The 20147-nt window shown below is 72.2% G+C and carries 18 protein-coding genes; 8 read left to right on the top strand and 10 right to left on the bottom strand.

Annotation, left to right across the window (positions count from 1 at the left end; all coding sequences use genetic code 11):
- The first annotated feature begins 32 nt into the window (after nucleotides 1-32).
- Nucleotides 33-2669 (top strand): glucosidase, encoded by a 2637-nt coding sequence (locus tag AB0F81_RS22480; RefSeq protein ID WP_360200240.1) that lies wholly within the window; start codon nucleotides 33-35, stop codon nucleotides 2667-2669.
- On the opposite strand, the gene AB0F81_RS22475 is transcribed toward AB0F81_RS22480, so the two are convergent.
- Nucleotides 2626-3876, bottom strand: a complete 1251-nt coding sequence (locus tag AB0F81_RS22475) for a pyridoxal phosphate-dependent aminotransferase family protein (RefSeq protein WP_360200238.1) — start codon at nucleotides 3874-3876, stop codon at nucleotides 2626-2628. The genes AB0F81_RS22480 and AB0F81_RS22475 overlap by 44 nt on opposite strands.
- A gap of 60 nt (nucleotides 3877-3936) precedes the next feature.
- Between AB0F81_RS22475 and AB0F81_RS22470 the strand changes: the two genes are divergently transcribed.
- Nucleotides 3937-4338 (top strand): VOC family protein, encoded by a 402-nt coding sequence (locus AB0F81_RS22470; protein WP_360200236.1) that lies wholly within the window; start codon nucleotides 3937-3939, stop codon nucleotides 4336-4338.
- On the opposite strand, the gene AB0F81_RS22465 is transcribed toward AB0F81_RS22470, so the two are convergent.
- The gene (locus AB0F81_RS22465; RefSeq protein WP_360200234.1) at nucleotides 4335-4607 is read right to left on the bottom strand and encodes a hypothetical protein; all 273 of its coding nucleotides are present in this window, start codon (nucleotides 4605-4607) and stop codon (nucleotides 4335-4337) included. The two genes, AB0F81_RS22470 and AB0F81_RS22465, sit on opposite strands and share 4 nt — an antisense overlap.
- Nucleotides 4608-4749: 142 nt before the next feature.
- On the opposite strand from AB0F81_RS22465, the gene trpB reads away from it, so the two are divergent.
- Both trpB and trpA read left to right on the top strand, forming a co-directional pair.
- A complete protein-coding gene (trpB, locus tag AB0F81_RS22460) occupies nucleotides 4750-5919 on the top strand; it encodes a tryptophan synthase subunit beta (RefSeq protein WP_360200232.1) in 1170 nt (389 codons plus the stop codon).
- Nucleotides 5916-6644 carry a tryptophan synthase subunit alpha gene (gene trpA, locus AB0F81_RS22455; RefSeq protein ID WP_360200230.1) on the top strand — a complete coding sequence of 243 codons (729 nt, stop codon included), beginning with the start codon at nucleotides 5916-5918 and terminating at the stop codon, nucleotides 6642-6644. The genes trpB and trpA overlap by 4 nt, the downstream gene beginning before the upstream one ends.
- Before the next feature lie 15 nt (nucleotides 6645-6659).
- Here trpA and AB0F81_RS22450 read toward each other — a convergent pair whose 3' ends face one another.
- The 3 genes from AB0F81_RS22450 to AB0F81_RS22440 form a co-directional block, all read right to left on the bottom strand.
- Nucleotides 6660-7238 carry a DsbA family protein gene (locus AB0F81_RS22450; RefSeq protein WP_360200228.1) on the bottom strand — a complete coding sequence of 193 codons (579 nt, stop codon included), beginning with the start codon at nucleotides 7236-7238 and terminating at the stop codon, nucleotides 6660-6662.
- 114 nt (nucleotides 7239-7352) lie between these two features.
- Nucleotides 7353-9152, bottom strand: coding sequence for an anthranilate synthase family protein (locus AB0F81_RS22445; protein WP_360200226.1), 1800 nt, complete (start codon nucleotides 9150-9152; stop codon nucleotides 7353-7355).
- Nucleotides 9153-9347: 195 nt separating this feature from the next.
- The gene (locus tag AB0F81_RS22440; protein WP_360200224.1) at nucleotides 9348-9581 is read right to left on the bottom strand and encodes a hypothetical protein; all 234 of its coding nucleotides are present in this window, start codon (nucleotides 9579-9581) and stop codon (nucleotides 9348-9350) included.
- Between the two features lie 185 nt (nucleotides 9582-9766).
- On the opposite strand from AB0F81_RS22440, the gene AB0F81_RS22435 reads away from it, so the two are divergent.
- Nucleotides 9767-10141 (top strand): response regulator, encoded by a 375-nt coding sequence (locus tag AB0F81_RS22435; protein WP_360200222.1) that lies wholly within the window; start codon nucleotides 9767-9769, stop codon nucleotides 10139-10141.
- Between the two features lie 20 nt (nucleotides 10142-10161).
- On the opposite strand, the gene AB0F81_RS22430 is transcribed toward AB0F81_RS22435, so the two are convergent.
- Entirely contained in the window at nucleotides 10162-12378 is a 2217-nt protein-coding gene (locus AB0F81_RS22430; protein WP_360200220.1) for a glycoside hydrolase family 3 C-terminal domain-containing protein, read from the bottom strand.
- Between the two features lie 9 nt (nucleotides 12379-12387).
- On the bottom strand, nucleotides 12388-13638 hold the full coding sequence (locus AB0F81_RS22425) for an MFS transporter (protein ID WP_360200218.1): 1251 nt from the start codon (nucleotides 13636-13638) through the stop codon (nucleotides 12388-12390).
- Nucleotides 13639-13786: 148 nt separating this feature from the next.
- Here AB0F81_RS22425 and AB0F81_RS22420 point away from each other — a divergent pair, with 148 nt between their 5' ends.
- The gene (locus tag AB0F81_RS22420) at nucleotides 13787-14395 is read left to right on the top strand and encodes a TetR/AcrR family transcriptional regulator (RefSeq protein ID WP_360200216.1); all 609 of its coding nucleotides are present in this window, start codon (nucleotides 13787-13789) and stop codon (nucleotides 14393-14395) included.
- Between the two features lie 171 nt (nucleotides 14396-14566).
- Here AB0F81_RS22420 and AB0F81_RS22415 read toward each other — a convergent pair whose 3' ends face one another.
- Complete coding sequence (locus tag AB0F81_RS22415) at nucleotides 14567-15802, bottom strand: NYN domain-containing protein (RefSeq protein ID WP_360200214.1); 1236 nt, start codon at nucleotides 15800-15802, stop codon at nucleotides 14567-14569.
- Nucleotides 15803-15861: 59 nt separating this feature from the next.
- Nucleotides 15862-16128, bottom strand: coding sequence for a GlsB/YeaQ/YmgE family stress response membrane protein (locus AB0F81_RS22410; protein ID WP_360200212.1), 267 nt, complete (start codon nucleotides 16126-16128; stop codon nucleotides 15862-15864).
- A gap of 175 nt (nucleotides 16129-16303) precedes the next feature.
- Between AB0F81_RS22410 and AB0F81_RS22405 the strand changes: the two genes are divergently transcribed.
- Nucleotides 16304-16792 carry a hypothetical protein gene (locus AB0F81_RS22405; RefSeq protein WP_360200210.1) on the top strand — a complete coding sequence of 163 codons (489 nt, stop codon included), beginning with the start codon at nucleotides 16304-16306 and terminating at the stop codon, nucleotides 16790-16792.
- A 7-nt stretch (nucleotides 16793-16799) separates the two neighbouring features.
- On the opposite strand, the gene AB0F81_RS22400 is transcribed toward AB0F81_RS22405, so the two are convergent.
- Nucleotides 16800-18947, bottom strand: coding sequence for a sigma-70 family RNA polymerase sigma factor (locus AB0F81_RS22400; RefSeq protein WP_360200208.1), 2148 nt, complete (start codon nucleotides 18945-18947; stop codon nucleotides 16800-16802).
- Nucleotides 18948-19331: 384 nt separating this feature from the next.
- On the opposite strand from AB0F81_RS22400, the gene AB0F81_RS22395 reads away from it, so the two are divergent.
- Nucleotides 19332-20147, top strand: an 816-nt coding sequence (locus AB0F81_RS22395) for a serine protease (protein ID WP_360200206.1), incomplete at its 3' end; no start/stop codon positions are given.

The following is a 20147-nucleotide window of genomic DNA, read 5'->3' as shown; positions in this document are numbered from 1 at the left end:
GGCGAATTTCGGGTTGTGGGGGATATCGGGTCGTGGGGGAAAGAGAGCGCGTACGCCTGGCCCAGGCCGATTCCGGTGAGCAGCCGTGGCGCGCGTGGGGTCCGTACCTGGCGGAACGGGCCTGGGGCACGGTTCGTGAGGACTACAGCGAGCACGGCACGGCGTGGGACTACTTCCCGCACGACCACGCGCGGTCCCGGGCGTACCGGTGGAACGAGGACGGCATGGCCGGCCTCTGCGACGACCGGCAGACCTTCTGCTTCGCGCTGGCCCTGTGGAACGGCAGGGACCCGATCCTCAAGGAGCGGATGTTCGGCCTCGGCGGCGACGGCGGCAACCACGGCGAGGACGCCAAGGAGTACTGGTGGTACCAGGACTCCACGCCCACTCACTCGTGGATGCGGTGGCGCTACCACTATCCGCAGGAGGAGTTCCCGTACGACCAGCTGGTCCGGGTGAACGGGCAGCGCTCCCGCAACGAGGGCGAGTACGAGCTGGTCGACACCGGCATCTTCGACCGGGACCGGTTCTGGGCGGTCACCGTCGACTACGCCAAGGCGTCCCCGACCGACATGTGCATCGCGGTCACCGTCTCCAACCGGGGACCCGATCCGGCCACCCTGCACGTGCTGCCCACCCTCTGGTTTCGCAACACCTGGTCGTGGGGGCTGCCGAACCGGCAGGCGCCGGCGATGAAGGGCACCCCCGGCCGGCTCGCCGCGGTGCACCGCACGCTCGGGCACCTGTCGCTCACGGGTGAGGGCGCCCCGCCGGCGCTGATGTGCGACAACGAGACGAACGCGCAGCGGCTGTGGGGGTTGCCGGGGCGCAGCTCCTACCCGAAGGACGGGATCAACGACCACCTGGTGCACGGCATGCCGACGGTGAACCCGCACGGCATCGGGACCAAGGGGTCGCTGCACTACGAGCTGACGCTGGCGGCGGGGGAGACCCGTACGCTGCGGTTGCGGCTCACCCAGGGTGACCGGCCGCTGCCGCCCGCCGACCTGGACGAGGGCTGGGCCACGGTGATGCGCGACCGCGCCGCCGAGGCCGACGAGTTCTTCGCCGGCGTGATCCCGGCGGCCGCGTCGCCCGAGGAGACCGCGGTGGCCCGGCAGGCGATCGCCGGGCTGATGTGGGGCAAGCAGTTCTACCACTTCGACGTCAAGCAGTGGCTGGCCGGTGACCCCGGTAACTCGCCGCCGCCACCGGGCCGGCGCTACGGGCGCAACAACGGCTGGTGGCACATGAACAGCTTCGACGTGATCAGCATGCCCGACCCCTGGGAGTACCCCTGGTACGCCGCATGGGATCTGGCCTTCCACTGCGTCAGCATCGCCCGGGTCGACCCCGGGTTCGCCAAGTCGCAGCTGATCCTGCTGCTGCGCGAGTGGTACATGCACCCCAACGGGCAGATCCCGGCCTACGAGTGGTCGTTCAGCGACGTGAACCCGCCGGTGCACGCCTGGGCCGCGCTGCGGGTCTTCGAGATCGACGGCTCCCGGGACTACGACTTCCTCTCCCGGGTCATGCACAAGCTGCTGCTGAACTTCACCTGGTGGGTCAACCGCAAGGACGTCGGCGGCAACAACGTCTTCGAGGGCGGCTTCCTCGGGCTGGACAACGTCGGCCCGTTCGACCGGTCGGCCGCGCTGCCCGTCGCCGGTGTGCTGGAGCAGTCCGACGGCACCGGCTGGATGGCCATGTACGCGCTGAACCTGCTCGACATGGCGATCATCCTGGCCCTGCACGACCCGGCCTACGAGGACATGGCCACCAAGTTCTTCGAGCACTTCATCTACATCGCCGAGGCCGCCTACCGGCAGGGCCTGTGGGACGACGAGGACAGCTTCTTCTACGACGTGCTGCGCCTGCCGGACGGCCACAAGGTGCCGCTCAAGGCCCGCTCCATCGTCGGTCTGCTGCCGCTGGCGGCCACCACCCGGCTCACCTCGGAAACCCTCAACCGGCTGCCCGGCATCAACTCGCGGGTCCGCTGGATGCTGCACCGCCAGGGGGAGTTCGGGGACGTGATCAGCGCGCGGCGCCTCGGCGGCGCCGACCGGCGCCAGCAGCGCCTGCTCTCCATGGTCGGCCAGGACCAGCTGCTGCGCATTCTGGCCAGGTTGCTCGATCCCGAGGAGTTCCTTTCCCCGTACGGGCTGCGCACGCTCTCGCGGTCGCACCTGGAGAAACCGTTCACGGTCTCGCTGGGCGGTTCGGACTTCACCGTGGGATACGAACCGGCGGAGAGCACGAGTGGCCTGTTCGGCGGCAACTCCAACTGGCGCGGCCCGATCTGGATGCCGGTCAACTTCCTGCTGATCCAGGCACTGCGCGAGTTCGCCGAGTTCTACGGCGCGGACCTCAAGGCGCAGTTTCCCACCGGCGCCCAGGAGAAGGCCGGCCTGACCGAGATCGCCGACGACCTGTCCCGGCGGCTGATCGCCCTGTTCGTGCCGGACGAGTCCGGCCGCCGCCCCATCTACGGGGCGACCAAGCTCTTCCAGACCCACCCGGACTGGAAGGACCTGGTGGTCTTCCCGGAGTACTTCCACGGCGACAACGGCGCGGGCCTGGGCGCCTGGCACCAGACCGGCTGGACGGCGCTGGTCCTCGACCTCATCTTCGACCTGCACGCCGACCGTCGCCGCGGGTCAGCCTGACCGGCGGCAGGTCCGGGCCGCGCGGCACGCCCAGCCGGCGGCCCGCCGTGTCGAACGCCTCCAGCACGGTGGCCAGGTGCGTCTCGTCGTGATTGGCGGTGAGGGTCAGCCGCAGCATGGCGCCGCCACCCGGGATCGCCGGCGCGGCGACCAGGTTGGTGAACACCCCGGCCCGGAACAGCGCGGCCCAGAAGGCGCCGCCGGCGGCGAGGTCCGCAAACCGCACCGGAACGATCGGCGTGGTCGACGGCCGGGTGTCGAAGCCGAGCGTGCGCAGGCCGTTGTGCAGGCCCTCGGCCAGGTCGAGGGTGCGGGTGCGGCGCTCCGGCTCGGTCTCGACGACGGTCAGCGCGGCCAGGGCGGCAGCCGCCGACGCGGGTGGCAGCGCGGCCGAGAAGAGGATCGACCGGGCGTTGCTCCGCAGGTAGTGCACGTTGCCGGCCGGCCCGGCCAGAACACCGCCGATCGACGCGAACGCCTTCGAGAAGGTGGCGGTGATCAGGTCGAGACCGTCCTCGACCTCGCAGTGCTCGGCCAGGCCCGCACCCCGGTTGCCCAGCACCCCCATGTCGTGGGCGGCGTCCACGATCAGTTTCGCCCCGAAGTCGTCGGCGGCGTCGCGCAGCGCCCGCAGGTCGGCCACGTCGCCGTCCATCGAGAACATCCCGTCGGTGACGACCAGCCGGCCCGCGTCGTCCGGCGCGGCCGCCAGCAACTCCCGCAGGTGCGCGGTGTCGAGATGCCGGTAGCGGCGCACCCGGCCCCAGCCGAGCCGGGCCGCCTCGAGCAGCGAGGCGTGCACACGAGCGTCGAGAAAGGCGATGTCGGAGCGGCCGAGCAGCGCCGACAGGGCCAGATTGGCCTGAAATCCGGTGGTGGTCACCACCGCGGCTTCCTGCCCGAGGAAGGCCGCGATCCGCTCCTCGAGTTCGCCGTGCAGGTCCAGCGTGCCGCTGAGCGCGCGCGAACCGCCCGCCGAGGTGCCGAGGCGCCGGGCCGCGTTCACCGCCGCCTCGATGACCGCGGGATGGGTGGAGAGGCCGAGATAGTCGTTGGACCCGGCGAGCATCACCTTGCGGCCGTCGATCACCGCATGCGAGTCGCCGGTGCGTGCCGCCATCGACCGGAAGTAGGCGTCGACGCCGTGGGCTTTGAGGATCGCTTCCGCCTGGTGCAGCCCACCCTTGGCGAAGGGATCAACGGTCACCGATCGACGGTAACAGCCGGCCGCGATCCGGTGATGATCACGCCGCGTAGAGTACGGGTCATGACCGGGGTCGAGGCGTCCACGCACATCCGGCTGGCCCGGCCGAGCCGGGACCTGCGGGCGGCCGAGCGGTTCTACGCCGGCGGGCTGGGGCTGGACGTGCTGTACCGGGCCACCGCCGACGGGCCGGGTGAGCACGACCTGCTGATGGTCGGCAAGCCCGGTGCGGGCTGGCACCTGGAGCTGGTCGCCGGGCCGGAGCCGACGCCGTCGGAGCAGGATCTGCTGGTGCTCTACCTGGACGGGCCGGTGCCGGACGGGCTGCTGGAGCGGCTGGTCGCGGCCGGCGGCCGGCGGGTGTCGCAGGGGCCGTACTGGGACCAGTGGGGTGTGACCATTGCCGACCCGGACGGTTACCGGCTCGTGCTGTCGACCCGGCAATGGCACAACACCCCGCTCTAGGAAGCGCGGTCCACGATCACCTCTGCCACGTGGCGCAGTTGCTCGTGGTCGGGGTGGAAGCCCTCGGCGATGTCCGGGTGCAGGCCCGCCTTGGCCTGGTCGAGCAGCATGTCGGCGACCTGCTCGACGCTCTCCCCGGCGTACCTCTGCCTGATCTTGACCGTTGCTGCCTGTAGCGCGCTGCTGAGCTGATCCTCGAGAGGCCCGCGGAGTTTCTGCTCCACGGGGTTGAGTGACTGCGGGTCGAGGGTGACGTGCGGCTCGGCCAAGGTGCCCTCCGAATGAGAACGATGACGCGCAGCGGGATACCCGCCGCGGCGACGGATGTAAACCACGATCACCTGCACAGTGGAACAGTTCTAGAACTGTGTGCTATAACTGTCGCACTGTTCTAGAACTCTAGGAGTCGTTGTGGATCAGTTGGTGCGTGCCGACGTCCGCCGTCCGGCGGGGCTCGGCCGATTCGGGGAGTACGGCGGGCGGTTCGTCCCGGAAGCGCTCGTCCCGGCCTGCGAAGAGGTGGAACGGGCCTTCACCGAGGCCTGGCACGACCCGGAGTTCCGGGCCGAGTTGCGGCATCTGCTGGCGGTCTACGTCGGACGGCCCACCCCGCTGACCCCGGCGGTGCGGCTCTCCGCGGAACTCGGCATCACCCTGCTGCTCAAGCGGGAGGACCTCACCCACACCGGATCCCACAAGATCAACAATGTGCTCGGGCAGGCGCTGCTGGCGCGGCGGATGGGCAAGCGGCGGCTCATCGCGGAGACCGGGGCCGGCCAGCACGGCGTCGCCACCGCCACCGCGGGGGCGCTGCTCGGGCTCGACGTCACGGTGTTCATGGGCGAGCGCGACATCGAACGGCAGGAGCTCAACGTCTTCCGGATGAAGATGCTCGGCGCCGAGGTGGTGCCGGTGAGCGCGGGCAGCCGGACCCTGAAGGACGCGACCAGCGAGGCGTTCCGGTACTGGGTGACCGTGGTCGACGACTCGTACTACTGCCTCGGGTCCGCGCTGGGGCCGCACCCGTACCCGTGGATGGTGCGTGAGCTGCAGCGGGTGATCGGGGACGAGGCGCGGGCGCAGTGCGAGGCGGGCGTGCCGGACTTCGTGGTCGCCTGTGTCGGCGGTGGGTCGAACGCGGCGGGGACCTTCGCCGGGTTCCTCGACACCCCGGCCCGGCTGGTCGGGGTGGAGGCGGCCGGCGGGGCGGCGATCAGCGCCGGCAGCCCCGGGGTGCTGCACGGCTTCCGGTCCAAAGTGCTCCAGGACGCGCACGGGCAGATCCTGGAGGCCCACTCGATCTCGGCGGGGCTCGACTATCCCGGGGTGGGGCCGGAACACGCGTACCTGGCGGAGACGGGGCGGGCCACGTACGTGACGGCGGACGACACCGAGGTGGTGGCCGCGACCCACCGGCTGGCCCGCGCCGAGGGCATCCTCTGCGCGCTGGAGTCGGCGCACGCGGTGGCGTGGGTGCTGCGCGCGGCCGCCGACGGCACCATCCCGGCGGGTTCGACGGTGGTCCTCACCCTCTCCGGGCGTGGGGACAAGGACATGGCGACCCTGATGGAGCTGTCATGAAGATGCTCGTTCCCTATGTGACCGCCGGCGTCACCGCGAACTGGACCGACACGCTGCGCGCGGCGGTGGACGCCGGTGCGGACGCGATCGAGGTGGGTCTGCCGTTCTCCGACCCGACGCTGGACGGGCCGGTCATCCAGCGGGCGTCCGACCAGGCGCTGCGCCGCGGCACGACCGTCACCGGCGTCCTGGCGGAGATCTCCCGGCTGGACCTCGGGGTGCCGTTGATCGCGTTCGGCTACACCAACCTGGTCCTGCACCGGGGCGCCGAGACGTTCTGCGCGGCGTTGCGTGAGGCCGGGATGACCGGCCTGATCGCCCCCGACCTGCCGGTGGACGAGGCCGCGCCGGTGGGCGCGGTCGCCGAGCGGCACGGGATCGATCTGGTGCTACTGGCCTCACCCTCGACTCCCGCCCGGCGGCGCGCCGAGATCGCCGCGCGCAGCCGGGGGTTCGTGTACGCGGTCAGCGTCATGGCCCCGACCGGCGAGCAGACGTCCCCGCACGAGTCCGGCCGGGAGCTGGTCACCTCGCTGAAGCGGGTCACGCAGCTGCCGGTGCTGCTCGGCTTCGGCATCTCCGGCGCCGACCAGGCGGCCGCGGCCTGCGCCTACGCCGACGGGGTCGTGGTGGGCTCGGCTCTCATGCGCCGGATCCTGCGGGGCGCCGGGCCGGCCGAGGCCGGCGAGTGGCTGGCCGGCCTGCGCACGGCCATCGACGCCTGATCCGGCCGGCGCGGGTCAGCCGCGGCCGCGCTTGACCTCGAAGAACGTGTCGACGCGGATCAGGGCCGCGGTCGCGTCCCAGATCGCCAGCGCGTCCTCGTGTGCCGGAGCCTCGCCGATGATCGGGCCGTGCAGGCCGCGGGTGGCGCCGGCAACCTGGAGCACCGGGGAGCCGATGCCGGGGCCGGCCAGGGCCATGGCGGTCTCGTGCGACTCGCGGACCGCGTCGTCCCAGGAGGGATCGTCGAGGATCTCGGCCGCCTTCTCGGCGCCCGCGGCCTCGGCGGCCTCCGCGACGATCCGGTCGCTGATCATGGCGTCGGCCTCGTGCGTACGGTTGCCGAGCTCGGTGTAGAACGCCGAGACGAGTGCCTGCTGCTCGTCCGCCCGCAGGGCCGCGACCAGCCGCAGCGCGCGGGTCGACGCGTCCAGCGCCGCCCGGAACCTCTCGGGCACGTCGTCGCCGTTGAGGATCGCCAGGCTGAACGGGCTCCACCGCACGGTGAGATCCCGCTCGGGCGCGACCGAGACGAGCCAGCGGGACGTGCGCCAGGTGAACGGGCACGCCGGGTCGAAATAGAAGGTGACCTCCATGGCCCCGATCCTAGGAGTCGTGAGTCGACGGCGCCCGAACTCCATGTGTGCGCCGGTGGGCCGGTGGCCCAAGGAGAGGCTCTCGATCGCCTTGGACCACCGACACTGTTTTCGCTACCCGGTTACGGCGGGACTAACCACTTCCACCAGAAGTGGCGGCAGAAGCTCCCGCAGCACCTCGATGCCGTCCCGGCTCAGCACCGATTCGGGGTGGAACTGCACCCCGGCGAACCGCTTGCCCCGCAGCGCGTGCACCATCCCGTCCGCCGGGTCGACCGCCAGCGAGACCTCGCCGTGCGGCGTGGTGACCACAGCCTCCGGCGAGGACGCCGAGAAGCTGGAGTAGAAGCCGACCCGCCGCACCGACCCGAACAGGTCGACGTCGCGCGCCAGCCCCTGATAGGGCGCGTCCCGGCGGGTCAGCGCGAGCCCGAGCTGCGACGCCAGGATCTGCTGGCCGAGGCAGACCGCGAAGACCGGCCGACCGGACGCCAGCAGCGACGAGACCAGCTCGTGCAACACCGCCATCTTCGGCGCGGCGAGGTCGGACGGGTCGCCCGGGCCCGGCCCGATCACCACCAGGTCGGCGGCCGGCACGGGAGCGGTCCACGGCTGCACGGTGACCACCAGGCCGAGCGCCTTCAGCTGGTGCGCGAGCATCGCCGTGAAGGTGTCCTCGGCGTCGACGATCACCGCGGTGCGGCCGTCCAGTTCTGGCACGACCAGGGCGCCCGGCGACCGCGAGTCCAGCCAGAACCGGGCGAGGCCGTCGTTACGGGCGGCGAGGAGCGCCTCGACCTCGGGGGACTGTGCGCTTTCCCGTACCCGGGCGGGGTTCTTGTCGAGGAAGCCGAGCGCGGCGAGGACGCCCGCGGCCTTGGTGTGGGTCTCGGCGACCTCGCCGGCCGGCGAGGAGTGCCGGACCAGGGTGGCGCCGACCGGCACCCGCAGGGTGCCGTCGGGAGTGATCTCCGCGGTCCGGATGAGGATCGGCGCGTCGAGGGTCTGCCGGCCCGCCTCGTCGTGGTCGAGCAGCGCCACGACGCCCGCGTAGTAGCGCCGGCCGCGGCGCTCGTGGCGGGCGATGACCCGGCAGGCGTTCTCGATCGGGCTGCCGGTGACGGTCGGCGCGAACATGGTCTCGCGCAGCACCTCGCGGACGTCGAGGGAGCCGCGGCCGGCCAGCAGATATTCGGTGTGGGTGAGGTGCGACATCTCCTTGAGGTACGGCCCGGCGACCTGCCCGCCGTGCTCGGCGACCGTGGCCATCATCTTGAGCTCCTCGTCGAGGACCATGTAGAGCTCCTCGATCTCCTTCGGGTCGCGCAGGAAGTCGAGCAGGTCACCCGAGCCGTTGCGGAAGGTGCCGCTGATCGGGTTCATCATGGTGATCCCGTCGGCGACGCTGACGTGCCGTTCCGGGGTGGCGCCGACCAGCGTGCGGGTGCCGGTGTGCAGCAGGAACGTCCAGTAGGTGCCCTGTTCGTGGGCGAGCAGCCGGCCGAAGGCGGCGCGGGCGGCCTCGACCGGGTCGCCCTCCACGGTCCCCTGGTAGACGCGGTGGATGACGAAGTTGGCGCCCTCGCCGTGGCCGATCTCGTCGCGCAGCACCTCCTCGACGATCGCCGCGTACTCGTCGTCGGAGATGTCGAACCCGCCGTCGCGCACGGTCGGTGAACCCGGCGGGTACGCGCTCAGCGGCTCGGTGCGCCGGTCTCTGACCAGCAGGCATTCCAGTGGGGCGCCGTCGTCGACGCACTCGAAGCCGCGTTCGGCGACCTGCCGGTACGGGATCAGCGCCAGCGTCGGGCCGATCGGGATGTCGGCGAGCGTGGCGACGGTGACGACGTCGCCGGTGAGCACTTCGACATGGTCGGCGCCGTCGCGGTGCAGCAGGGCGAAGGGCTGGTGCATGGCGGTCACACTTCCTCGGTTCGTCGGCGGTGCCGGCCGAGGTCGGGCCATGCGAAACGGCCGCCTCGACAGAGGCGGCCGCGGTGGTTGGTTACGCGCGGGGGGTGTGGCCGCCGGTCAGGCGGGCCACCACATGGTCATTCTCGCGCGCATGGCGGTGAGCTTACGGTCCGGCGAGGGTACGGCGCCACCCCGTCACGCCGCGAAGGCGAACCGGACCGCGGTACGGGCCCACCGCATCCGGCCGATCGCGCAGTCCGGGTGCTCGCCGAACTCCTGGGCGACCAGTTCGGCGCAGCCGGCCTCACCGAGGCGGTCGACGGTGGCGAGGACCTCGGCCCGGATGACTTCCGCGGTGGGCTCCTGGGAGCGCTGCAGGTGCGAGACGAAGAGAGCTTCACAGCGGACGTCGTCGATCAGTGCGGTCATCGGATCCTCCCAGCCGTTCGGTAGCTCAGTGGTTGTCTGCTTCTCAGCACACCGGCTCCGGGCTGCAACAAAGGCGCGTCACGGTTGCCGCTCGGTAGCGGCCACATCCGAAGACCTACCCACATATCCGTTTTTAACGAGCTATCGTCCGAAGAAGTGGCGAATTGGATTCGGGGGGAGCTGCCGTGGCGACGGTCCTGGTAGCCGACGACGACGCCGACATCCGTGACCTGGTGGCGTTCAAGCTGGAACAGGCCGGGTTGGAGGTCATCGCCGTCGGGGACGGTCAGGCCGCCGTCGAGACCGCGCGGGCGCGGCATCCCGACCTGGCCGTGCTGGACGTCTCGATGCCGGGCATGTCCGGGATCGACGTCTGCCGGACGCTGCGCGCCGAGCCCGGCACCGCGCAGATGCGGATCATCATGCTCACCGCCCGGGTCCAGGAGCAGGACGTCGAGGGCGGGTTCAGCGCCGGCGCCGACGACTACGTGACCAAGCCGTTCAGCCCGCGTGAGCTGGTCACCCGGATCCAGACGCTGCTGAGCCGGGCCCGCACCTGACGGACCCGGCTCCGGCGCTGCTACTCGTTGGCCGCGTCGACCAGCTTGTCCAGCTGCTCCGCCCGCAGCGGGCTGCCCGGGAACTTCGCCATCCGGCTCAGCGGCAGGCTGCCCAGCATCATCAGCATCGCCGGGTCGGCGGCCATCGCCGAGATCGGGCTGTCGCTGCCCGCGTCGGCGGTCGCGGCGGCGAACGCCTGACCGAGCAGCTCGGCGCCGCGCGGGTCGGCGAACCACTCGCCGACGCTGGACTCGGCGGTCAGCGGCACCCGGGCCGGGTCGCCGGCGACGTGCACGGTCACCGTCGCGCGCAGGTCCCGCGACGACGAGCCGACGGCGACCAGGTACTCGCCGCCCTCGACCACCCACCGGCCGAGCCGGGTGTCCCAGTAGGCCAGGTCGTCGCGGTCGATGGTGAGCAGCACCTCGGCCGTCTCGCCGGCGCCGATCGCCACGTTGGCGAACGCCTTCAGCTCGCGCGGCGCCCGCTGCACCCGGGAGCCGGGCAGGCTGACGTACGCCTGGACCACCTCGCGCCCGTCGCGCCCGCCGGTGTTGGTCACCGGCACGCGGACCTCGATGCCGGTCGCGGTCACCGACGCGCGCGCCGCGCCGTAGGAGAACGTGGTGTACGACAGCCCGAACCCGAACGGGTACGCCACCTCCCGCTCCTGCGCGTCGAAGCCCCGGTAGCCGACGTGCAGGCCCTCGCCGTACCGGACGTGGCCGTGCTCGCCGGGGAAGTCCAGGTAGGACGGGTGGTGGGCGAGCTTGACCGGGATCGTCTCGGCGAGCCGCCCGGACGGGTTGACCCGGCCGAACAGCACGTCGGCGATGGCGCTGCCGCCGGCCTGGCCGAGCAGCCAGCCCTCCAGCAGGGCCGGCACCTTCTCGTCCCACGGCTTGGTGGCGATGACCGCGCCGTTGGAGAGCACCACGACCGTCCTCGGGTTGACCGCGGCGACCCGCTCGATCAGCGTCACCTGCGCGGCCGGCAGGTCGATCGAGTCGCGGTCGGCGCCCTCGGTCTCGTGCACGCTGCCGACGAAGACGATCGCCACGTCGGAGCGTTGCGCGACCTCCACCGCCTCGGCCAGCAGCCCCTCGTCGGGCGTGCTGCCGTCGGCGCCGTACCCCGCCGCGAACCGCACCTGACCGCCGGCCGCCGCGGTGATCTCGGTGAGCGCGTCGTCGAGCTTCGTCGGCGTGATCTGGGAGCTGCCGCCACCCTGGTAGCGCGGCGACCGCGCGAACTCGCCGAGGACCCCGATGGTGACGCCGTCGGTCGGCAGCGGCAGCAGGTCGCCCTCGTTCTTGAGCAGCACGATCGCCCTTCCGGCGATCTCCCGGGCGAGCGCGTGGTGCGCTTCGGCGTCATAGCCGCCGGCCGGGCGCGTCCCGGCCTTCTCGATCAGCTTCCGTACGCGATCCGCACTCGTCTCCAGGAGGGCGGCGTCCAGGCGTCCCGTGGCGACGGCGTCCACCAGCGCCGCGTCGCCCTCGGCGTCCGGACCGGGCATGGTCAGGTCCAGGCCGGCCGCGACCGAGGCGACCCGGTCCACCACCGCGCCCCAGTCGGAGACGACCAGGCCCTCGAAACCCCACTCGTCGCGCAGCACCTCGGTGAGCAGCCAGTGGTGCTCGCTCGCGTAGACGCCGTTGATCTTGTTGTAGGCGCACATCACGGTCCACGGCTGCGCCCGGGTGACCACTCGCTGGAAGGCGCGCAGGTACATCTCGCGCAGGGTGCGCTCGTCGACGTCGGCGCTGACCCGCATCCGGTCGGTCTCCTGGCTGTTGACCGCGAAGTGCTTCAGCGACGCCCCGACGCCCCGGCTCTGCAGGCCGCGTACCCACTCGGTGGCGAGCACGCCGGTCAGGATCGGGTCCTCGGAGAAGTACTCGAAGTTGCGGCCGCCGAGCGGGCTGCGCTTGAGGTTGATGCCGGGGCCGAGCAGGACGGCGACGTCCTGCGCGCGGCACTCGTCGCCGAGGGCCTCACCCATCCGGCGCAGCAGCTCCGGGTCCCAGGTGGAGGCGCTGGCGACGGCCGGCGGGAAGCAGGTCGCCGGGACGCCGGCGAGCAGGTCGCCCTCGCCGGCCTGCATCCGTACGCCGTGCGGGCCGTCGGTCACGGTGACACCGGGGATCCCGGCGGACTCCACCGGCGTCGTGTGCCAGAAGTCGCCGCCGCTGGTGAGCGCTGCCTGTTCGGCGGTGGTGAGCTCGGAGGACATGATTTCCTTTCAGCGAACCGATGTGATGGGTACGACGGCGAGGCCGCCGAGAAGCATGAGGACGATGCCGACCGGGAAGAGCGGGCCGTAGCCGAGGGCGACCACGACCAGGCCGGCCGCGCCGGGCGCCACCACCTGCGGCAGGGTGGCCGCGATGTTGACCACGCCGATGTCCTTGGCGAAGTCCTCCTCCGCCGGCAGCACCTCGGTGATCAGGGCGGTGTCGACCGCCTGGAAGAGCCCGAACCCGAAGCCGGAGATCACCGCGTAGAGCAGCATGCCGGTCTTCGTGGGCAGCACCCACGGGATGACCAGGGCGACCGCGCAGATGACCGCGGCCGCGCCGACGAAGATCCGCCGCCGGCCGAAGCGGTCCGAGAGCGGGCCGCCGATCATCGTGGCGATCAGGATGGTGACCAGCGAGGCGACACCGAGCGCCGGCACGAACGCGACGGCGTCGTCGCCGAGCCCGATGTACTCCTGCAGGATGTACAGCTGGTAGCCGCTGACCAGGAAGTAGCCGAGGTAGAGCAGTAGCCGGCCGAGGAAGGCCCAGCCCAGGTCGGGGTGCCGCCGCGGGTTGAACCAGAAGCTGCGCAGCAGGGCGGCGGACGAGAACGGGCGGCGCGGCTCGTCCCGGTTGTCGCGGTCCGGGCAGAAGAGCACGAACAGGGTCAGCGCGATCAGCGCGATCCCGGCGAAGGTCAGGTAGCCGGCGCCGACGTTCTCGGCGAACCCGGTGGCGGCGATCTGCCCGCCCATCGCGCCGAGCATCAGGCCCAGGCCGCTGACCGCGGCGAACGTGCCGCGCAGCGCGGCCGGCACCCGGTCCGGCATGATCGCGCCGAGCGGGCCCTGCGCGAAGTTGTAGGCGATCTGCGTGATCGTCCAGGCGATCGCGATCTGCACCAGGGTGTTCGCCGAGGCGAGACCGACCAGGGCGAGCCCGCCGATCAGGGCGCCGCCGACGATCCACGGCGCGCGCCGGCCGAAGCGGCTGCGGGTGCGGTCGGAGATGGTGCCGGCGATCGGCTGGGCCAGCATCGCCGCGAACGCGCCGATGGTCGCCACCACGGCCAGGTTGCCGGCCTTGTTCGCCGGGTCGATCTCCTCGATCTGCAGCGGCAGGAGGATGCCGGGGATGGCGCCCCAGAGCAGGTAGATGCCGATGTTGGCGGGGAACATCCCGATCAGCAGGCGCAGGTTGGTGCCGCGCAGCCTCGGGCGGGCTATCTCGTCAGAAGGTGACGTCGTCGTCACGGAGTGTCCTCTCGCGGGGGTGTGGGACACCGGGGAAAGGGTGATCAAGCTGGGGAAAGTCTTACTGAGTACCTACTAGGTATTAGCTGCTCTGCAACATAGCCACGGGCCGACCGGCAAGGCAAGAGCTGCTGGTAGGAAAGACGCTGTGAAGAGGGCACAGCCGTTGCGCCGGGATCGCGCCCGCCTGCCGGCGGCCGAGCGGCGCCGGCAGATCATCGAGGTGACCACCCGCCTGATCGCCGAACGCGGCTTCTGGGGGCTGTCGATGCAGGACGTGGCGGACGACTGCGGGCTCACCGTGCCCGGTCTGCTGCACCACGTCGGCTCCAAGGACAGCCTGCTCGTCGCCGTGCTGGAGCACCGCGACGAGGCCGACGCCCGGTCCCTGGCGAGCCAGCTCGGCGTCCCGATCGACCGGCTCTGGACCGAGGGCCCGGGCCTGGTCACCCTCCCGCAGGTCTGTGCCGCGCTGGTCCGCCGCAACGCCGGGCAGCCGGAGATCGTCCGGCTCTTCGCCGTGCTGGAGGCCGAGTCGCTGGCCCCGGACCACCCCGCCCACGACTACTTCCAGGCCCGCCAGCGGCGCATCATGACCACGCTCGGCGCGCTCGTGCCGCCCCCGGCCGACGGCCGGACCGTCGCCAGCCAGGTGGTCGCGCTGATGGACGGCCTGCAGATCCAGTGGCTGCGCGACCCCGACACGTTCGACCTGGTGGCCGCCTGGGACGCCGCCGCCGACCGCCTCTTCCGCTGACCCGGCTCCCGCCGGCTCCACCCCAGGCCCTCAGACAGCGCCAGGCGTCAGCCGGGTTGGACGGCTGCCCGCGAGGGCTGCCTGCCGGGCGTTCAGGCAGCGCTGGGCGTCAGCCGGGTGGGGCGGCTGCCCGCGAGGGCTGCCTGCCGGGCGTTCAGGCAGCGCCGGGCGTCAGCCGGGGTGGGGGGTGGCGCCGAGCCAGGAGCGGACCTGGGTGGTCTCCTCCTCGGTGAGCGGGATGGAGGCGGCCTCGGCGCGGCTCAGCACGTTGTCGGCGAAGGCGCTGGCGATCTCGGCGGCCGCCGGGGGCGGTTGGCGGTAGAGCGGGGCGCCGCCGAACGCCGTGCCGCGGGTGACGAACGCGATCGCCGCGCGGCTGACGTCCACGCCCTGCTCGGCCAGCCGGTCCCGGCCCCAGCGGGTGGCCTCGGTCAGGTTGAAGTGATGACTGGCCGCGTAGTCGGCCAGCGCCTGGTAGACCGGCGGCCACATCTCCCGCGGCAGGCGCGGCAGGCTGAGCAGGGCACTGAGCCGGGCCACCGGCTCCGGAGCGGGCCCGGCCGCGCCGGACGCCTCCGGCGGGTCGTGGCGCCCGGCGTCCCAGACGAAGTGGTTGGAGAACTTGGCGTGCGCCAGCCCCAGGCTCTCCAGGGCCCGGACGAACCCGCCGAAGCCGAACCAGCTGGTCTGATCGACGCTGGGGCCGAGCTGGCGGCGCAGGTCGTGCGCGAGCGAGGCCAGGTTGAGCGGGCCGGGAGCGGCGTCGTAACGCCACCGGACCAGGTCGCGGAACTGCTCGTAGGTGACCGGGCCGTCGCCCTCGTCAGCGACCGGGGGGTCCTCGTCGCTGTCCACCGGTTCGCCCTGCACCAGTTCCAGCAGCTCCTGGCTGGTGATCAGCCGGTCGGCGACCGCGATGAACGCCTCCGCCGCGTCCGACGGCGAGACGATCGTGGTCCGCCGGTCGGCCCGGCGCAGGCGCACCAGCAGGGGAGTCATGTCGGAGTCGCCGGACGCGATGACGAACTCCTCGTAGCCGACCGGGTCGGCCAGGGCGTCCACCGCGTCGACCACCATCCGGATGTCGGCGGCGTTCTTGGTGTGGGTCAGTCGCGGGCAGTCGATCACCTCGAAGCCGGCGTTGACGAAGAACGGCCGGAACTGCGAGTAGTAGAGCCGCTGCTGGCCGGCCGCCGGATCCGGGTTCGGCACCCAGCCGCCCGGGTTCATGTAGCAGCGGACGATCAGCCAGCGGCGTGCGCCGTCGACCGTCAGCGTCGTGGTCAGACGCGACAGCCAGGCACCCGGCTCCTTGGCGAACTGGATCGCCACGTCCGGGTCCTGCTTGATCAGTCCGCTGAACACGTTGTCGAAGTCGAGATAGAGAGCGGCGCGTACGCGGGCCATGACCGAAACCTACCGTGCCGGGCCCGGCCGGGTGGCCGGGCCCGGGCGCGGAGTCCTTGTCAGGGCCGGCGGGCGCGCATGCCGGCGACCAGGGCCACGCCGGCGGCCGCGAGGCCGACCTGCAGGGCCAGCTCGATCCAGTCGACGCCGCGGGTGTCGTCGACGCCGAGGATGCCGGCGAGGAACGTGCCCAGGATCGCGGCGAGCACGCCGATACCCAGCGTGAGCCAGATCGAGATGTTCTGTCTGCCGGGCAGGACCAGCCGGCCCAGCGCTCCGATGATCAGGCCGATGATGATGGCGGTGAAGAAGCCGGTTACTTCCACTGCAGCTCCTCGGGTCCGGGGTGGATGCGTCACGCAGTTCCCGGTCGACGGCCGGCGCCAAACCGGCCGAGCCGGGTGTCACGAGCGCACCCTCAAGCATGACCCCTTGATGCCATCCGGCCGAATCGCACAATGTGGGTGACCCGGTCCCGGCGCGACGGCGTTGGCTGGAGTCGTGCACCTCGCCCAGGTCCTCGACGTCATCGAGGCGCTGGTCGCCGCGAGCGGCCACCCCGAGATCACCGCGGTCGAACGCTACGGCCACGACCTCGTCCCCGGCGGCCCGTCCCCGGCCGGGGTCCGGGTGCGCTACGAGAGCGGCGCCGAGGCGTACCTCTGGGGTGCGGTGTGGCCCAGGGAGAACGCCCTGCCCACGCCCGAGGTGCTGCCGCCGCCGACGCGGCGCGTCGACCGGATCGCGGTCTTGATCGCCTGGCTGCTCGATGCCGCCCGGCCGGCCGCGTTCCGGTCGTGGCAGCTGGTGGCGCTGCCCGACCTGGGGCCGACCGACGAGCGCGGCAAGGTGCCGTGCGGGGTCCGGATCGACTGCGCCGACGGCACCTCGCTGCTGCTGCGGGCCACCGCGGCCGGCGGGCCGCAGGGCGACCCGGAGGTCGATCCGTACCCCGGGTACCGGGTTCCGGAGTCGCTCGGCGCGAGCTGAGCGGGGCTCAGCCGGCCATCGAGGCGCCCATCCCGTTGCCGGTGGTCAGGTACGACGTCGGCGGCAGCCCGGCGGTGGCGGTACGCGCCCCCTCGGCCACCGCCGCGTCGGTGGACCGGAACCGATCGTCCGACCAGCCGGACTGCTGCCAGCTGTTGTTGTTCGCCTTGGCCCCGCCGGACGCCGAGGCCTCGCCCTGGGTGTTGCCCACCGCCACGTTGTTGCGCAGCACCGCCGCCGCGGTGGTCATCGAGAAGCCCAGGTTGACGTTGCGGAACGCAGTGTTGTTCGCCAGCTCGATCGCGGCGGAGTTGCCCTCGTCGACGAAGCCGTGCCCGTTGTTGCCCCAGGAGGCGTTGTGGCGGATCCGGTGGGCGGCGACGGCGGGTGGGGTGCCGCCGCCGACCGCGAAGCCGTTCGCCCCGTTGTCGTACGACCAGGTGTACTCGACCGCCACCCGGCTGCCGAACGCGCCGAGGTTCACGCCGTCCCCGCCGTTGCCGAAGGCCCGGTTGCCGCGCAGCAGGTTCCCCTCGCCGTCGCCGAACTGCACCGCGAGCCCGGACCCCTGGTTGTCGTAGAAGTCGCTGTCCAGCACCTGGTTGCCGGCCGTGCCGGGGTCACGCAGCATCAGCCCGGAACCGTCAGCGCCGTGTACGGACAGTCGCTGGAAGACGTTGTTCGTGCACGCCAGGCAGGTGTACGCGGCGTTACGCGCCCCGGTGATCTCCAGGTCCCGCACGGTCCAGTAGGACGACTCCTGGGTGATCGCCCACCGGTCCGCCGGGATGGCCGACGCGTCGATGACGGCCCGCTCGGCGCCGTAGCCGCTGAGCACCACCCGCTCCGACGCGGTTCCGCTTGTAGTGATCGTTATCGGACTCGTGGGCCGATAGGTGCCACCGCGCAGCGCGATCGTCTGCCCCGGTCTCACCACCGCGATCGCCTTCGCCACGGTCGCGTACGGCCGGCGCAGGCTCCCGTCGCCGTCGTCCGAGCCGTTCGGCGCCACGTAGATGTCGGCGCTGCTCACCCCGAGCCCGGCGACCGCCCGCGACGTCGGCGTGGCCCGGCTCGGCGCGGACGGGGCGGCGCTCACGCTCCGGCTCGCCGCCGCTGACGGGCGGGCCGAGGCCGGCGGCGGGGCGGTGACCGTGGCGGCCGGCGGGGCGACCGCCCGCGGCGTCTCCGGCTGGGCCGGGGTGTGCAACACCGCGTACGCGAAGCCGCCACCGGCCGCGACGGTGACCGCGGTGGCCGCCGCCAGGCTCTTGTGCTGCACCAGCGTCTGCACGTGGGCGACCAGCGAGGCGCCGCCGGCGACCGCGGCCGGCGCCGCCGCGCCGCCGTGCACGGCCGACTGGATCGCGGCGAGCAGCGCGGCCGGCACCGGCAGTGCCAGCACGCCGAGCAGCAGTTGTTCCGGTGCGATCAGGCCACGCTGGTGGACCCGGCACTTCGGGCAGTCCCGGACGTGCCGGGCCAGCCGCTTGCGCCAGACCGAGTCGACGGTGCCGTCCCAGAACCGCACGGTCTCCGACAGCTCCGGGCAGATCGGCTTGGCCCGCAGCGCCCGGACGACGCTGCGGCTCAGGTCGAGCTGCGCCTTCATCCGCTGCACCTTGACCGCGGCGTGGTTCGGCTTGACGCCCAGCGCGCCGGCCAGCTCGGCCCGGGTCAGGTCGCCGGCTGCCTCCTGCCACCAGAGCGCCAGCAGCCGGCGGTCGCCCTCGTTCAGCCAGCGGCCGGCCTCGGCCAGTTCCCGGCGCTGCTCGGCGACGACCAGCTCGGCCGTGGTGCGCTCGGCGAAGTCGCCGACCGGGTCCGGCACGTCGACCGGCTCCGGGTGGCGGCGGGACAGGGTCATCTTCCGGGAGCGCAGGTGCATCTGGACCCGGCGGTACGCGATCGCGATCAGCCATGAACGAAACCGGTCAGGCTCCCGCAGTGAACCGAGACCGCGGATGGCCTGGAGCATGGTGTCCTGCACCAGGTCGTCCACGTCCGGGTGACCGTCCAGGGTCCGGCCGATGATGTTGTAGATCAACGAGAGGTGCCCGGTGATCAGTTGATCGACGGCGCCGGTGCTGCCGCCCTGAGCGGCACGGACCAGGCTTGCTACGTCGTTGACGACCGCGGTCTGACTGTCCGTCACCGTCCCGCTCTCTCTTTCGACTTCTCGGCCCCCACCGCCGGCAGATATTGATGACCGCGCCCGAAGGGAGCCCGCTACCTGCGGGAACGCGCTTTCGGGGAATGATCGAGCCGTATCGTGGCACAGCCCTCGGAGGCTGTAAAGCGAGACCGGTCACGCTCCCATCCGAAAACTTCCCGCATTTCTGTTGTCCACCAGCGGGTTCCGCAACTACAGAAGTGCCACTCTCTGTCCGGGAGTGGAATGACGGAGGGTTGCCGGAAAGTAGCGGAGCGTGTCGATGTGCCACATCAGGATCTGTCCATGATCACACATTGTGATGATGAATGTCCGAACGTAATCTGACGCCGTTGACGGAGAGTAATCACGTCGGGGGTTGGACAGATGACCGGGCCATACCAGCTGCCGGCGCCGCGCCGCGACCCATGGACGGTTGCCGTCCACGCCGCCCCGCCCGGTCCCCGCGGCCGGGGCGCCGACCGGCCGCTCGGCAGCGGCATCGTCATCGACCGTACCCGGGTGCTCACCGCGTACTCGGTGGTGCGCGAGCGGCACACCGCCGGCAGCCCGCTCTGGGTCGCCTTCCCGAAGGCCGCGGTGCCCCGGTCGGAACGCCGCCGGGTGGCCGCGGTCCGCGCCGAGGAGGACGGTGACGTCGCCGTGCTCGTTCTCGCCGAGCCCGTACCGGACGCGGTGCTGCCCGCGCCCCTGCTCTGCCCGGACGGCGCCGACCTGGTCGGCGAGCACTGGTGGGCCTTCGGGTTCCCGGCCGCCACCCCGTTCGGCGACGACGCGTACGGGGTGATCGCGGCCTCGCTCGGCTACGGCTGGGTCCGGCTCGCCTCCGACGAGCAGCGGATGGCCGGCGAGGGATTCGCCGGCGCCGGACTGTGGTCACCCCGGTACGCCGCGGTGGTCGGCGTCGTCGGCCGCACCCCGACGATCGGCCGCTACTCCGGCGAGGCGTCCGCGCTCACCCTCTGCCAGGCCGCCCGCGACCTGCCCGGCGAACGGCTGCACGCGCTCGCCGGCTGGTCCGTGGCGGACGCCGGCGAGGCGGCCCTCGCCGCGTGGGGCTGGTCGCTGCAGACCGACGCGGAAGCGCCCCGGCACTGGCGCCCCCGGGCCCGCGGGGGCGCCCGCGGCCCCGAGGGCCGCTCCCGCGTGGGCCGCCGCCGGGCCGCGCGGGGGGCGGGCCCC

Source organism: Actinoplanes sp. NPDC024001, from assembly GCF_040638955.1.
In the GTDB taxonomy this organism is placed as follows: Bacteria; Actinomycetota; Actinomycetes; order Mycobacteriales; family Micromonosporaceae; genus Actinoplanes.
This window is presented reverse-complemented; position numbering and strand designations above follow the sequence as displayed.